Here is a 13,631-nt window from a genome sequence, read left to right as displayed (position 1 = left end):
CGCCTCCCGCTAGCCGATGCCCCTCCGCAGCCTCCGCAGCCCCTCACCGATCTCCTCCGGTGTCTGGGTCACGAAGCACAGGCGGAGGGTCGAGCGGTCGGGGGCGCCTGCGTAGAAGGGCGCGCCCGGGACGTACGCCACGTCCTGCTTCACCACCTCGGGGAGCAGGGCCGTGGTGTCGTACGAGTCCGGCAGCCGGGCCCACAGGAACATGCCGCCCTCGGGGCGGTTCCAGACCGAGCCCTCCGGCAGGGCGTCGGCCAGCCCGGCGAGCATCGCGTCGCGCCGCTCGCCGTACACGGCCCGCACCTTCGCCACATGGCCGTCCAGCACGTCCAGGTACCGTGCCGCCGCCAGCTGGTTGACGGTCGGCGTGTGCAGGTCGGCCGCCTGCTTGGCCACCGTGCAGGCGCGCCGCAGGTGTTCGGGCGCCCGTAGCCAGCCGAGGCGTATGCCGGGAGCCATGACCTTGGAGAAGGAGCCGAGGAGCACGACCCGGTCCTCGGCGCCGGGGTGGGTGGCGATCCACGGCACCCGGTCGCCCTCGTAGCGCAGCTCGCCGTACGGGTCGTCCTCGACGATCCAGAGGCCGTGCCGGGCGGCGACCGAGGCCACGGCGGCACGGCGGACGGTGGGCATGGTGCGGCCGGTGGGGTTCTGGAAGGTGGGCACCAGGTAGAGCAGCTTGGGGCGTTCACGCGCCACCAGTTCCTCCAGGGCCTCCGGGTCCACTCCGTCCCGGTGGTCGGTCGGCACGGGCAGGACGCGTGCGCCCGCGAGCCCGAAGACCTGAAGTGCCGCCAGATAGCAGGGGTCTTCGACGAGGACGGTGTCCCCGGGGTCGATCAGTGCCGTGGCCAGGAGGGACAGCGCCTGCTGCGAGCCGGTCGTGATCAGCAGGTCGTCGGCGGCCGTGGGCAGACCCCGTGCCGTGATGCGCGCCGCCAACCCGGCCCGCAGCGCGGGCTCGCCCTCGGTCGTGGAGTACTGGAGAGCCCGTTCCGGCGTCTGCTCCAGCACCTCGCGGAACGCGGCCGCGATGCCCTCGCGGTCGAACAGTTCCGGTGCCGGCAGGCCGCCCGCGAAGTTGATCACTTCGGGGCGTGCGGTGACCGCGAGGATGTCGCGCACGGGGGAGCCGCCGACCGTACTCGCTCGCGTGGCGAGGGACGGGACGGGGGCGTGCGGGGTGGTGAGTGGAGCGGGCTCAGCGAGGGTCATGACAATGGCTCCTTCGGCCGCGGGTACCAGGTGGTGTCCTGCCCGCAGCCTAGGAAAATGGGTGCCGTCTACACTGGTAATTCCGCGATCCGGACGCCCGGTTGGGGCGTCGGCGTCCCGGAACGCCGTCCCGGAGGATGTCGTTTTCGCAGTTCAGAGGCCTGGTCCCGGTCCGGGCGTCCCGAATCGCCCGCCAGAGGTGGCAGCGGACGGGAGCCGCCGGACAGGCTTGAAGCCGCACCGACCACTCCCGACCAGGAGACCCCCCATGCCCGCACGCCCCGCACCGGCCCGCCCGCTCGCCGCCGTCGCGCTCGCGCTGGTCGCGGCGTTCACCCTCACGGCGTGCAGGGACGGACAGGGCGTACGCGACGAGGGACCGTCCTCGGTCTCCCGGCACGACCGCACGAACTCCCAGAGCTCCCAGAACTCCCAGAACTCCCAGAACTCCCAAGGCTCCCAGGGCGCTCAGAACTTGGTGGTGCCCTCCTTGACCCAGCCCGAGCCGCCCAGCGGGAACTCGTAGGCGGGCCGCCCGTTGTTGCCGCTCGTGCGGAACGGCCGGCCGTGGTCGTCGATCCGGAGCGTGCCGTGGCGGGAGCCGCTGGACCAGGTCAGCTCCAGGTACCAACTCACGTCGTACGCTGAGGCGTCGGCTCGGATGTAGTAGACCTCCGGGTCGGACTCGCTCACCTTGAACGGGAAGTTCCGGTGCCCGGCCTCCGGCACGACGGCGGGGCGAGCCGCGTCGAGGGCGACGGTGAAGGAGCGGGTCGGGACGCCACCGCCGCAGCCGACGCCCGGATAGGCCATGGCGTAGTCGTTCCAGGCGAGGGGCGAGCGCTTGTCGCTGCGGACGGTCAGACTCTCGACGACCACGGTCTCCTTGCCGGTGCCCTGCACAGTGAGCGTGACGTACTGCTCCCCCGAGGAGACGGCGCCGTGCGCTGCCACCCAGGCCGTCGCGTCGTTCTCGGTCGGCGGCGGGGCCACCTTCGTCGGGGGACGGTCGATCAGATAGCGCGCGGTGCAGGGGCTGTCCCAGGTGTACGGCTGGGTGGCGACGGTCAGGGGCGGTGCGGTGGTGCTCTCACCGGCCTGGGCCTTGCCTCGGGTCCCCGGCTCGTCCCGCTCGTCCGCCGGGGAGGCGGAGCCGGAGGACGAAGGCGAGGATGAGGCGGAGGCGGAGGCGGAGGCCGACGTGGACGGCGAGGCGCTGTCGTCCGGTGCCGTCGCGGAGTGCGTGCCGCCCGTGTTCCGGCCCTGCTCCGAGGCAGCCGCCGCGACGGGACCGCCGTGCGTGTCGTCCGAACCGTCCGACCGGAGGTTCACCGCCAGCGTGACGGCACCGAGGACGGCGGCGACGGCGACAGCGGCGACGAGGGCGGTGCGGGTGCGACGACGCGTGTCCGTCGGGACCGGGGTCGCCTGGTCCTGGGGCTCCTCCGGCTCTTGGTGCTCCTCCGGCTCCGGGGGTTCCTCCGGCCCCGCCGGCTCCCCCGGCCCCGCCGACTCCCCTGGTACGGGCTCGGCCGAGGGAACGTCTGCCTTCCGCCCCCGCATCGCGTCCGCCAGCACCCACCGCCGGTGCAGTTCGACCAGTTCCTCCGGCGCGGCCTTGCAGAGGCGGGCCAGGCGTTCCACGGGTGCGTAGTCCGTCGGTACGGCATCCCCGTTGCAGTAGCGGTGCAGCGTCGACGTACTCATGTGGAGCCGTTTGGCGAGCACGCCGTAGCTGAGCCCCGAGCGGTCCTTCAACTCCCGCAGCAGCTCGGCGAAACCGGCCGCCGCGGAGGCTCCCGCAGTGCCCTCCGGCATTCTTCTTCCCTCCCCCGTGTCCCATCCCCGCGTTCCAGGGAGGGTCTGTTTCCCCAGGTCAAAGCCGCTGTGAGCATTCCAGCGTCCCCGAATGCCCGCCGGGTGTGGCAGGCGGGACGGATCGCCCCGCAGGCTGCGGTCATCCAAGCACGACACCACCCACCACTCGAAAGAGGACATGCCATGCGTACCCGCCGTACCCCGCTGCTCGCCGTCACCGGAGTCGCCCTCGCCGCCCTCGCGCTCACGGCGTGCAACGGCCAGGACGGGACCGGGACCAAGGACGAGGGCGCGGCGCGGTCCTCCTCCACGGCGGCCACCACCACTGACGACAAGGGCACGGCGACGCCCGCCGACGGCACGACGGGTTCGGGCTCCTCTTCGGGTTCTTCCGGATCCGCCAAGGGCTCCTCGTCGTCCTCGGGCTCGGGCTCGGGCTCGGGCTCGGGCTCGAAGGGATCCGGCTCCGGCGGCTCGGGCTCCTCGTCGTCGGGCGGTGCCTCGGACGCGTCGGCCCCGAAGAACCGCGTCCTGTGCAACGGCTCCAACACCCGGGTCACCGCGCAGCTGGTGTCCCGGCCGCTCAACCACATGCTGATCACGGTCAAGAACACCGGTTCGAAGTACTGCGACCTGACGTACTACCCGATCCTGCGCTTCGACGAGATGCAGTGGGCGCCGCAGGCCGACGAGGCGACCCACCCGCAGGCCGTGACGACCCTCGCGCCCGGGGAGTCCGGCTACGCGGCCGTCCTGCTCTCGTCCGCCGACGGAAGCGGCGACGGCGGCACGACGGGCCACAAGCTGACCGTCGCCTTCCAGGGCAAGACGCCCAACAGCAGCGGCGGCGCGTCCGCCATACCGTCGCTGCCCACGAAGGGCGTGTACTACGACAGCTCGCTGAAGGTGACGTACTGGCAGCAGAGCCAGGACGACATCGCCGGCTGGTGAACCGACCGGCGAGCCGGCTCACGAGCCTCCTGGTGAACTACGCCAGCTTCTGGGCCACTTCGGTGGCCCAGTAGGTGAGGATGTTCCGCGCGCCGGCCCGCTTGATGCCGGTCAGCGTCTCGAAGATGGCCCGGTCGCGGTCGACCCAGCCCTTCTCGGCGGCGGCCTCGACCATCGAGTACTCGCCGGAGATCTGGTAGGCGGCGACCGGCACGTCCACGGCGTCGGCGACGCGGGCCAGGATGTCGAGGTAGGGCCCGGCGGGCTTCACCATCACCATGTCGGCCCCCTCCTCCAGGTCGAGGGCCAGCTCCCGCATCGACTCGCGCCAGTTGGCGGGGTCCTGCTGGTACGTCTTGCGGTCGCCCTTGAGCGAGGAGGCGACGGCCTCCCGGAAGGGGCCGTAGAAGGCGGAGGAGTACTTGGCGGTGTAGGCGAGGATCGCGACGTCCTCGCGGCCGATCTGGTCGAGGGCGTCCCGGACGACCCCGATCTGGCCGTCCATCATCCCGCTGGGCCCGACGACATGGGCGCCCGCGTCGGCCTGCACCTGGGCCATCTCGGCGTAGCGCTCGAGGGTGGCGTCGTTGTCGACGCGGCCGTGCTCGTCGAGCACACCGCAGTGCCCGTGATCGGTCGTCTCGTCGAGGCACAGGTCGGACATGACCAGCAGCTCGTCCCCGACCTCGGCCCGCACGTCACGGATCGCAACCTGGAGGATCCCGTCCGGATCGGTCCCCGGAGTCCCGAGGGCGTCCTTCTTCGACTCCTCGGGCACGCCGAAGAGCATGATCCCGGAGATCCCCGCCTCGACCGCCTCCGCGGCCGCCTTCTTCAGGCTGTCCCGCGTGTGCTGCACGACTCCGGGCATGGCGGCGATCGGCACGGGCTCGCTCACGCCCTCGCGGACGAACGCGGGGAGGATGAAGTCGGCCGGGTGGAGCCGGGTCTCGGCGACCATGCGGCGCATCACGGGAGTGGTACGCAGCCGCCGGGGACGCGTACCGGGGAAGGATCCGTACTTCGTCATGCGCTCTACGCTACGCCCGCCGGACCCGTGCCTTTGCCGACGCGCAGTCGGGCCGGGTCCGGCGGGCGCACGACGCCTCAGGACGAGAAGTGCCGCCAGGCGAGGACCGTCGGCTTCGTTCCCCTGGACTGCGCGTACTGATAGGGGTCGTAGACGAGGTACAGCGTGTTCCCGAAGGTCCTCGGCACTCCCAGTCCGACCGCGTCGGGGCCGAAGACGGTGGACGTGCGGGGGTGCCGCAGATCGGCCAGGGCGTATCCGCTGATGGCCCAGGTGACGAGGCGGTTTCCGCTGATCCAGTCGACGGTGTAGAAGCCCTGCAGCGGGGCGCCCACGTCGACCGGTGCGGTCCTGCCGCCCAGCGTCAGGACCCGGATCCTTCCGCTCTTGTCGTCGGAGTGCGGAAAGTACGCGACGCGCCCGCCGTGGATGGCGAAACTTCCGCTGCCGGTGAACCCGGCCACCCGCCGGGCGACCGCCGGCTGCCCGGTGCCGACGCGGTAGGTGGTACGGATGCTCTCCGCGCCGTCGGCCGTGGATCTGCCCTCGGTGAGGTACAGCGTGCCGCCGTCCACGTCGAGCTGGCCCAGGGCTGAGCGGGTCAGCAGCCGCACCGCCTTGGCGGCGCCCGGAGCCCAGCGGAAGACGCCGTACTTTCGGCCGGTCGTTCCCTGTTCCCACACGAAGGATCCCCCGTCGGCCAGCGGGTGGGGAACCCTGCTCTGGTGCCCCGGGTGGGCCGACTGCGCGAGCAGGCGCGGCTTCGACGAGGACAGGGACTGGGCGTACAGCCGCCAGCTGAAGCAGTCCGCGGTCCCGGATGCCTCCTCGCCGCAGGCCGTGCCGTCGAGCTGCCGGCTCTCCACCCGCAGCAGCCAGCCGGCCCCCAGGGCGTCGGTGCTCGGAGACCAGTGGGAGTTGATCTGCGGGAAGCGCCGCACCCGGCCGCTGTCGGAGTCCACGACCCAGGTCTCGGTCACCCCGCCGCCGGACGACGCCTTGGCGGTACGCGTGGCCATGAAGGCCAGGTCCTTCCCGGAGCCGACCACGCCGTAGCCGTCGATGTTCCAGCCGCTGGGCATGCCGAGGGTTCTGTCGGGCTGGAGTTTCGCCAGCGCTCGCGGCGGCGGGGAAACCTCCTTCAGCCGCAGGGAGGCCCGCGACGCCGTGGGCGCGGCCGAGCCTCCGGCCGCCGCCGCGCTGCTGTCGCATCCCGACGACAGCAGTGCCGCCGCTGCGCACAGCAGCGGCACCAGCCGCGAGCGCAGGGTCACTACCACACCAGCTCGTTGTCGGCCTTGCCGTCGCCGGTGTAGCTGGCGTTCATGGCGGTGTACACGTCCTTCCTGTTGACCGTGTGACGGCCGTACAGGGAGTTCTCGTCGACCGGGTCGAAGTACTTGATCGTGACACCGTCGCTGCCGTACCCGTACAGGGTGATGAAGTGCATGCCATGGAAGCCGTTGCGCTTCCACAGAGGCAGGGCGTAGCCCTCCACCAGCGGGATCATGGGTGCCTTGTAGGTGTTCACATCGGTCTTGAGACGGGCGAAGAGGTTCTTCGCGCTGCTCGTGCCCGTCGTGTCCAGGTACGGGTTCCGGCTCTCGTAGTTGCGCAGCACGGCCGGGATCTTGCTGGCGTACGTACCGTTGCTGTTGGTCTTCATGTCGGAGGCCAGCGTCGACTGCGACTTGGTCACGCCGAATGCCGTGAGGGTCGCGCGTCCGGCGGCGGGGCCGCACCAGTAGGCCTTCTGCTGCATCTGGGTGGTGATGCTGAGGGTCTTGAAGGTGGTGGAGGCGGCCACGGCGGCGTCGGAGTCACCGTCGTCGTCCGACAGCTCGGCCTCTTCCCTCACCAGCGCGATCGCCTTGGCCACGGGAAGGGTGGTGGAGTCGGTCACACTGCCGTCGTCCAGGAGTGCGCCGGAGATCGAGTTCGTGGTGGCCATTTCCGTGGACGACGCGTCGGTGTCGTCCGCGCTGTCGGAGTCGTCGGCGGCGAACGCCGGGCCGGTCGCGATGCCGGCGCTCAGCAGGGTGGCGGCCAGGGCGCAGGAGATGGTGAGAAGGCGGCGGCGCTTGCCCGCAGGCGAGGTGCGCTGGTGGGCTTCGGACATCATGGTGCGGTTCCCCTTGGTTTGCGATCAACAGTTGTTGATCTAGGTCAAGGGAGAGTGAACGCGCTCGCACCCCAGCGCCACAATTGGCCGGACAGCCAGTTACTCACGAGTAACTCAGCCCAAAAACCCGCTCACTTGGGCCAGTACGATGGCGCAGGCGATCTCCACCCGGCTGGTCGCCTCCAGGTGCCGCAGGACGTCGGCCACATGGGCCCGCGCCGTACGCGGACTGATGGAGAGCATCCGGGCGATCTCCGGATCGGAGAGTCCGCCCGCCACCAGTTCGGCGACCTGACGTTGGCGCGAGCTGAGGCGCCACAGGAGCCGCGCCCTTCGGCGGTGCCCCGCGACCACCCCCTCGAACGGCAGACCCTGACCAGGCATGCACTCCCCCTCACCGCACGGTCCACCATTGGCATGGACATAGCGAAAAGATATGTGGAGAAGCTGTGACCGCAATGGATCTTTATGGTCTGCACCACGCAGCCCGGCCGCCACGCAGCCCGGCCGCCGCGCACCGCGGCCGCCACCCGCCCCGGCCACCGACGCACGACGGCGGAGCATGCCCCCGGGGCACGCTCCGCCATCCCACACCTCACGGCCTGACGGCCTCACGGCCGCCCGACCTCAACACCCCCGCACAATCAGCACGGGATCAGGTCGTCGACCGCCGCCTCCGCGCCCCCGGCCTGCGCTCGCTCGGCCGGGTGACCGGATCCCCGGCCTCCAGGGCGGCGGCCCGCCGCTTCAGCCCGAAGTCCGCCAGCGCCTCCGCCAGCTTGTGCACCGACGGCTCCGGCGCCATCACGTCGACCCGCAGGCCGTGCTCCTCGGCCGTCTTCGCGGTCGCCGGGCCGATGCACGCGATCACCGTGATGTTGTGCGGCTTGCCGGCGATGCCCACCAGGTTCCGGACCGTGGACGAGGAGGTGAACAGGACCGCGTCGAAGCCGCCGCCCTTGATCGCCTCCCGGGTCTCGGCCGGCGGCGGCGAGGCCCGCACGGTGCGGTACGCCGTGACGTCGTCGACCTCCCAGCCCAGCTCGATGAGGCCGGCGACGAGCGTCTCCGTGGCGATGTCGGCCCGGGGCAGGAAGACTCGGTCGATCGGGTCGAAGACCGGGTCGTACGGCGGCCAGTCCTCCAGGAGGCCCGCGGCCGACTGCTCACCCGACGGCACCAGGTCCGGCTTCACACCGAAGGCGACCAGCGCCCTCGCCGTCTGCTCACCCACCGCCGCGACCTTGATGCCCGCGAAGGCGCGCGCGTCGAGGCCGTACTCCTCGAACTTCTCCCGGACCGCCTTGACGGCGTTGACCGAGGTGAAGGCGATCCACTCGTAGCGGCCGGTCACCAGACCCTTGACCGCCCGCTCCATCTGCTGGGGCGTGCGCGGCGGCTCGACGGCGATCGTCGGCACCTCGTGCGGCACGGCCCCGTACGACCGCAGCTGGTCGGAGAGCGACGCCGCCTGCTCCTTCGTACGTGGCACGAGGACTCTCCAGCCGAACAGCGGCTTGGACTCGAACCACGACAACTGGTCGCGCTGGGCGGCGGCGGAACGCTCACCGACCACGGCTATCACCGGTCGGCCGCCGTCCGCGGACGGCAGGACCTTCGCCTGCTTCAGGGTCTGCGCGATGGTGCCGAGGGTGGCGGTCCAGGTGCGCTGCCGGGTCGTCGTACCGGCGACGGTGACCGTCATCGGAGTGTCCGGCTTGCGGCCGGCGGCCACCAGCTCGCCCGCGGCCGCGGCCACGGAGTCCAGCGTCGTCGAGACGACGACCGTGCCGTCCGACGCGCCCACCTCCGTCCAGCACCGGTCCGACGCCGTACGGGCGTCCACGAACCGGACGTCCGCGCCCTGCGCGTCCCGCAGCGGCACACCGGCGTACGCGGGTACACCGACCGCGGCCGCGACACCGGGAACCACCTCGAAGGGCACCCCGGCGGCGACGCACGCCAGCATCTCCTCGGCGGCGTACGCGTCGAGCCCGGGGTCCCCGGACACCGCACGCACGACCCGCCTGCCGCCCCGCGCGGCCTCCATGACAAGATGAGCCGCATCCCGCACGGACGGGCCGGCTGCGGTTGTTGACGCACCGTCAACAACCGTCAGTTGCGGCGTGCCCGCGCCCGGATGCGTGTCCGACGAAGGATCCGTGTCCGTACGCACGACCGCGACGCCTTGCCTGGCGTGCGTGCGGACCACGTCGAGCACCTCGTGCTCGGCGACCAGGACGTCCGCGTTCGCCAGCGCCTCCACGGCGCGCAGAGTCAGCAGTCCCGGATCCCCGGGTCCGGCACCGAGGAAGGTGACGTGCCCGTGTTCCGGACCGGCGGGAAGGGTGGTGGGGCTCAATGTGCTCGCTCCCCCATCAGACCGGCCGCGCCCTGGGCAAGCATCTCGGTGGCGAGTTCGCGACCGAGTGCCATTGCCTGCTCGTACGTGCCGGGCACGGGACCGGTGGTGGACAGCTGCACCGTGCGGGAACCGTCGGTCGTGCCGACGACGCCGCGCAGGCGCATTTCTTTGACAATCTGCCCGTCGGCCAACAAGTCGGCCAGCGCGCCCACGGGGGCGCTGCAGCCGGCCTCCAGGGCGGCGAGCAGTGATCGCTCGGCGGTCACGGCGGCCCGCGTGAACGGGTCGTCGAGCTCGCCGAGCGCGGCGATCAGAGCAGTGTCTTCGGCGGTGTTCCCCGCCCTGCATTCGATCGCCAGTGCCCCCTGGCCGGGGGCGGGCAGAACCGTGTCGACCGACAGGAAGTCGGTCACCTCGTCGATCCGGCCTATGCGGTTGAGGCCGGCCGCGGCCAGCACGACCGCGTCCAGCTCGCCGTCCCGCACGAAACCGATGCGGGTGTCGATGTTGCCCCGGATCGGGACCGTCTCGATGTCCAGCCCGTGGCTGCGCGCGTACGCGTTCAGCTGCGCCATGCGGCGCGGCGAACCCGTGCCGATGCGGGCACCCCGCGGGAGGTCGGTGAACTTCAGTGCGTCCCGGGCGACGATCACGTCACGCGGGTCCTCGCGCTCGGGAATGGCGGCCAGCACCAGTTCCGCGGGCTGCGCGGTCGGGAGGTCCTTCAGCGAGTGAACCGCGAAGTCGACCTCGCCGCGCAGCAGCGCGTCACGCAGCGCCGTGACGAACACACCCGTGCCGCCGATCTGGGCGAGGTGCTCACGGGAGGTGTCGCCATAGGTGGTGATCTCGACGAGCTCGACGGGCCGTCCGGTCACCTGGCTCACGGCGTCCGCCACCTGCCCCGACTGGGCCATGGCGAGTTTGCTCCGCCTGGTCCCCAGCCTCAGTGCCTTGGTACTCATGCTGGCCCTCGGTTCTCGGCCTGGTTCTCGGCCTGTTTGTCGGTGCTGTCCTCGGCGCGGGAGACGGAGGCCACCGTCTCCGGGTCGAGGTCGAACAGGGTGCGCAGCGCGTCCGCGTACCCGGCGCCGCCGGGCTCGGCCGCGAGCTGCTTGACCCGTACGGTCGGCGCGTGCAGCAGCTTGTCGACGACGCGGTGCACGGCCTGCCGGATCTCGCCGCGCTGGCGTTCGTCCAGGTCGGGCAGCCGTCCGTCGAGCCGGGTGATCTCGTTCGCGACGACGTCGGCGGCCATGGTGCGCAGGGCGACCACGGTGGGCGTGATGTGCGCGGCCCGCTGGGCCGCCCCGAAGGCCGCGACCTCGTCGGAGACGATACGCCGGACCTGGTCCACGTCGGCCGCCATCGGCGCGTCCGCCGCCGCCTCGGCCAGCGACTCGATGTCCACCAGCCGCACCCCGGCCAGCCGGTGCACGGCCGCGTCTATGTCGCGGGGCATGGCGAGGTCGAGGAGGAAGAGCGCGGGCGCCGGGCGCGGGATCTCGGCGACCGGTTCGGGCCTGCGACGCTCGGGGATGCGGCCGACGGCCACCGCGGCGGCGGCCAGGGCGGCGATCGCCTCGGCCTCGTCCGCCGGGTCGAGCGCCGCTCCGGCACCCGTCGCGGCGGGCGTGCGCCGGTCGCGGCCGGGGGCTTCCGGGGCTCCGTTGTCCACCCAGGCCGCGTGCTGCTCCAGTTCGGCGGCGGCCATTCCGGCCACGGCGGCCTCGCCGAGCACGGAGAAGCCCGCGGTGGCCTGTACGGCGGAGAGGTCCAGCGGACAGCCGTCCTCGGTGCCCAGGCTGGTGGGCGGCAGCGGCGCCTTTCGTCCGTCCGTCGGTACGTCCGTACGTACGTCCGTCTTCGCCGCCGTACGAGAGCCCTCACCGGTCCCGCCGACGGGCTCGCCGGTACGGCCCTCGACGGCCGCCGCGACCGCCTCCGCCGTCAGCACCAGGCCCGTCGACCCCGTGCAGGACACGGCGATGTCGGCACGTGTCAGCTCGGACGGCACCGAGTCCATCGGTACCGCGCGGGCCGTCACGTCCGTGTCGGGGCTCTCGGCGAGGATCTGCGCGAGGCGCTCGGCGCGGTCGAAGGTGCGGTTGGCGACGACGACCTCGGCGACCCCGGCGCGGGCGAGCGTCGCGGCGGCCAGCGAGGACATCGAGCCGGCGCCGATGACCAGGGCCTTCTTGCCCTTGGCCCAGGTCTGCACATCGGTGCCCGCGGCCAGCTGCTCCAGGCCGAAGGTGACCAGGGACTGCCCGGCGCGGTCGATGCCGGTCTCCGAGTGGGCGCGCTTGCCGACCCGCAGGGACTGCTGGAACAGGTCGTTCATCAGGCGGCCGGCGGAGTGCAGATCCTGCGCCTTGGCCAGGGAGTCCTTGATCTGGCCGAGGATCTGGCCCTCGCCGACGACCATCGAGTCCAGTCCGCAGGCCACCGAGAAGAAGTGGTGGACGGCCCGGTCCTCGTAGTGCACGTAGAGGTACGGGGTGAGCTCCTCCAGGCCGACGCCGCTGTGCCGGGCGAGCAGCGTGGACAGCTCGGCGACACCGGCGTGGAACTTGTCCACGTCGGCGTAGAGCTCGATGCGGTTGCAGGTGGCGAGCACCGCGGCCTCGGTGGCCGGTTCGGCGGCGACCGTGTCGTGGAGCAGCTTGTTCTGGGCTTCCCCGTTCAGCGCGGCCCGCTCCAGGACGCTGACCGGGGCACTGCGGTGGCTCAGCCCGACGACGAGGAGACTCATGCCGGCATCACGGCGGGTACGTCCCCGTCGGGCCCCTGGTCGCTGGAGTCCTTGCGCTCTGCGGCGACCGGCGCCCCGCTGCCGGGGGCGGCCTCCTCGCCGGCCTTGCGCTGCTCGTGGAAGGCGAGGATCTGCAGCTCGATGGAGAGGTCGACCTTGCGCACGTCGACGCCGTCCGGGACGGTCAGCACGGTCGGCGCGAAGTTCAGGATGGAGGTGACCCCGGCGGCGACCAGGCGGTCGCAGACCTGCTGGGCGGCACCGGCCGGGGTGGCGATCACGCCGATCGACACGCCGTTGTCCTTGATGATCCGCTCAAGGTCGTCGGTGTGCTGGACGGGCATGCCGGCGACGGGCTTGCCCTTCATCGCCGGGTCGGCGTCGATGAGCGCGGCGACGCGGAAGCCACGGGAGGCGAACCCGCCGTAGTTGGCGAGGGCCGCACCGAGGTTACCGATACCGACGATCACGACCGGCCAGTCCTGGGTCAGACCGAGCTCGCGGGAGATCTGGTAGACGAGGTACTCGACGTCGTAGCCGACACCGCGCGTTCCGTAGGAACCCAGGTAGGAGAAGTCCTTGCGCAGCTTCGCGGAGTTGACCCCCGCCGCCGCGGCCAGCTCCTCGGAGGAGACCGTGGGTACCGAGCGCTCCGAGAGTGCCGTCAGGGCTCGGAGGTACAGCGGAAGCCTGGCGACGGTGGCCTCGGGAATCCCTCGGCTACGGGTCGCCGGTCGGTGAGTTCGGCCAGTTGCCACGGTGCTCCTGCGGGTAGAGCGGGGCTGTAGGCGGTCACACGTACCCAGACCGCCCCGTCGACAGCAGGCTATGTCTTTGTGAACGCGTGCACAAAGATGGTGTCCGATTTGCCCGGCGAACGTGACCGGGGTCACGCGCCCCCGGCGCAGTCGCGCGGAACCGGCACACAGGCACCGGACTCCCTCTCCTGATGGGGGCAAAACCGCACACTCTCCTCGACGAACCCCGCCCCCCAGCCCAAGTCGCGGTCGATCCTAAGCGAATTTCCCGGCCACTTTGGACTGGCCGGTCAGTGTCTTGCGGATCGGGCTAGGCAGTCAGTGCCTTGCGGAGCCGCCCTTCGTTCACACGCCAGAAGGTGTGCTGTTCACCGTCGACGAGTACGACCGGAATCTGTTCCCAGTACTGGTCGTGCAGTTGCGCGTCCTGGGTGATGTCCTTCTGCTCCCAGGGCACACCGAGATCACCGCACACCTTCTCCACCACGAGTTGTGCGTCATCACACAGATGGCAGCCGGGCTTGCGGATCAGGGTGACGAGCCGGTCCTCGGGGGCCGGTGTCTTCTTGCGGAAGATGGGGCTCATGCCGGCCATTCTCCCGCTTCTTTAA

At 71.4% G+C, this 13,631-nt stretch carries 13 protein-coding genes; 2 read left to right on the top strand and 11 right to left on the bottom strand.

All coding sequences use genetic code 11. The features are described 5' to 3' along the window. Nucleotides 1-9 precede the first annotated feature (9 nt). On the bottom strand, nt 10-1,221 hold the full coding sequence (locus tag ACIPSA_RS39290; protein WP_402643894.1) for a PLP-dependent aminotransferase family protein: 1,212 nt from the start codon (nt 1,219-1,221) through the stop codon (nt 10-12). A 268-nt stretch (nt 1,222-1,489) separates the two neighbouring features. On the opposite strand from ACIPSA_RS39290, the gene ACIPSA_RS39285 reads away from it, so the two are divergent. Then, nucleotides 1,490-1,747: a hypothetical protein gene (locus tag ACIPSA_RS39285; protein WP_402643893.1), complete on the top strand. Its 258-nt coding sequence runs from the start codon at nt 1,490-1,492 to the stop codon at nt 1,745-1,747. On the opposite strand, the gene ACIPSA_RS39280 is transcribed toward ACIPSA_RS39285, so the two are convergent. Then, complete coding sequence (locus tag ACIPSA_RS39280) at nt 1,690-3,039, bottom strand: helix-turn-helix domain-containing protein (RefSeq protein WP_402643891.1); 1,350 nt, start codon at nt 3,037-3,039, stop codon at nt 1,690-1,692. The genes ACIPSA_RS39285 and ACIPSA_RS39280 overlap by 58 nt on opposite strands. 183 nt (nt 3,040-3,222) lie before the next feature. Between ACIPSA_RS39280 and ACIPSA_RS39275 the strand changes: the two genes are divergently transcribed. Further along, entirely contained in the window at nt 3,223-3,990 is a 768-nt protein-coding gene (locus tag ACIPSA_RS39275) for a DUF4232 domain-containing protein (RefSeq protein WP_402643888.1), read from the top strand. 37 nt (nt 3,991-4,027) lie between these two features. On the opposite strand, the gene hemB is transcribed toward ACIPSA_RS39275, so the two are convergent. From hemB to ACIPSA_RS39230, 9 genes are all read right to left on the bottom strand, one after another. Continuing rightward, the gene (gene hemB / locus ACIPSA_RS39270) at nt 4,028-5,020 is read right to left on the bottom strand and encodes a porphobilinogen synthase (RefSeq protein WP_402643887.1); all 993 of its coding nucleotides are present in this window, start codon (nt 5,018-5,020) and stop codon (nt 4,028-4,030) included. 77 nt (nt 5,021-5,097) lie between these two features. After that, entirely contained in the window at nt 5,098-6,294 is a 1,197-nt protein-coding gene (locus ACIPSA_RS39265; protein ID WP_402643885.1) for a hypothetical protein, read from the bottom strand. Then, the gene (locus ACIPSA_RS39260) at nt 6,294-7,142 is read right to left on the bottom strand and encodes a C39 family peptidase (protein WP_402643882.1); all 849 of its coding nucleotides are present in this window, start codon (nt 7,140-7,142) and stop codon (nt 6,294-6,296) included. The genes ACIPSA_RS39265 and ACIPSA_RS39260 overlap by 1 nt, the downstream gene beginning before the upstream one ends. Nucleotides 7,143-7,256: 114 nt before the next feature. Next, nucleotides 7,257-7,526, bottom strand: coding sequence for a helix-turn-helix transcriptional regulator (locus ACIPSA_RS39255; RefSeq protein ID WP_402643879.1), 270 nt, complete (start codon nt 7,524-7,526; stop codon nt 7,257-7,259). Nucleotides 7,527-7,797: 271 nt separating this feature from the next. Next, complete coding sequence (locus ACIPSA_RS39250) at nt 7,798-9,504, bottom strand: uroporphyrinogen-III synthase (RefSeq protein WP_402643876.1); 1,707 nt, start codon at nt 9,502-9,504, stop codon at nt 7,798-7,800. Then, complete coding sequence (hemC, locus tag ACIPSA_RS39245) at nt 9,501-10,472, bottom strand: hydroxymethylbilane synthase (RefSeq protein WP_402643874.1); 972 nt, start codon at nt 10,470-10,472, stop codon at nt 9,501-9,503. The genes ACIPSA_RS39250 and hemC overlap by 4 nt, the downstream gene beginning before the upstream one ends. Further along, a complete protein-coding gene (locus ACIPSA_RS39240; protein WP_402643871.1) occupies nt 10,469-12,262 on the bottom strand; it encodes a glutamyl-tRNA reductase in 1,794 nt (597 codons plus the stop codon). The genes hemC and ACIPSA_RS39240 overlap by 4 nt, the downstream gene beginning before the upstream one ends. Further along, a complete protein-coding gene (locus ACIPSA_RS39235) occupies nt 12,259-13,020 on the bottom strand; it encodes a redox-sensing transcriptional repressor Rex (protein ID WP_402643868.1) in 762 nt (253 codons plus the stop codon). Before ACIPSA_RS39235 ends, ACIPSA_RS39240 begins: the two co-directional genes overlap by 4 nt. A 310-nt stretch (nt 13,021-13,330) precedes the next feature. Continuing rightward, nucleotides 13,331-13,615, bottom strand: coding sequence for a glutaredoxin family protein (locus ACIPSA_RS39230; protein ID WP_402643865.1), 285 nt, complete (start codon nt 13,613-13,615; stop codon nt 13,331-13,333). Nucleotides 13,616-13,631 lie beyond the last annotated feature (16 nt).

It is taken from the genome of Streptomyces sp. NPDC086549 (genome assembly GCF_044746205.1).
GTDB lineage: Bacteria > Actinomycetota > Actinomycetes > Streptomycetales > Streptomycetaceae > Streptomyces.
The sequence above is the reverse complement of the archived record's forward strand: the minus strand, read 5'-3'. Positions and strand labels throughout refer to the sequence as shown.

Bases quoted from the DNA above. Each gene is read 5' to 3' on its own strand.
- ACIPSA_RS39290 (WP_402643894.1), bottom strand. From the start codon at position 1,221: ATGACCCTCGCTGAGCCCGCTCCACTCACCACCCCGCACGCCCCCGTC.
- ACIPSA_RS39285 (WP_402643893.1), top strand. From the start codon at position 1,490: ATGCCCGCACGCCCCGCACCGGCCCGCCCGCTCGCCGCCGTCGCGCTC.
- ACIPSA_RS39280 (WP_402643891.1), bottom strand. From the start codon at position 3,039: ATGCCGGAGGGCACTGCGGGAGCCTCCGCGGCGGCCGGTTTCGCCGAG.
- ACIPSA_RS39275 (WP_402643888.1), top strand. From the start codon at position 3,223: ATGCGTACCCGCCGTACCCCGCTGCTCGCCGTCACCGGAGTCGCCCTC.
- hemB (WP_402643887.1), bottom strand. From the start codon at position 5,020: ATGACGAAGTACGGATCCTTCCCCGGTACGCGTCCCCGGCGGCTGCGT.
- ACIPSA_RS39260 (WP_402643882.1), bottom strand. From the start codon at position 7,142: ATGATGTCCGAAGCCCACCAGCGCACCTCGCCTGCGGGCAAGCGCCGC.
- ACIPSA_RS39255 (WP_402643879.1), bottom strand. From the start codon at position 7,526: ATGCCTGGTCAGGGTCTGCCGTTCGAGGGGGTGGTCGCGGGGCACCGC.
- hemC (WP_402643874.1), bottom strand. From the start codon at position 10,472: ATGAGTACCAAGGCACTGAGGCTGGGGACCAGGCGGAGCAAACTCGCC.
- ACIPSA_RS39240 (WP_402643871.1), bottom strand. From the start codon at position 12,262: ATGAGTCTCCTCGTCGTCGGGCTGAGCCACCGCAGTGCCCCGGTCAGC.
- ACIPSA_RS39230 (WP_402643865.1), bottom strand. From the start codon at position 13,615: ATGGCCGGCATGAGCCCCATCTTCCGCAAGAAGACACCGGCCCCCGAG.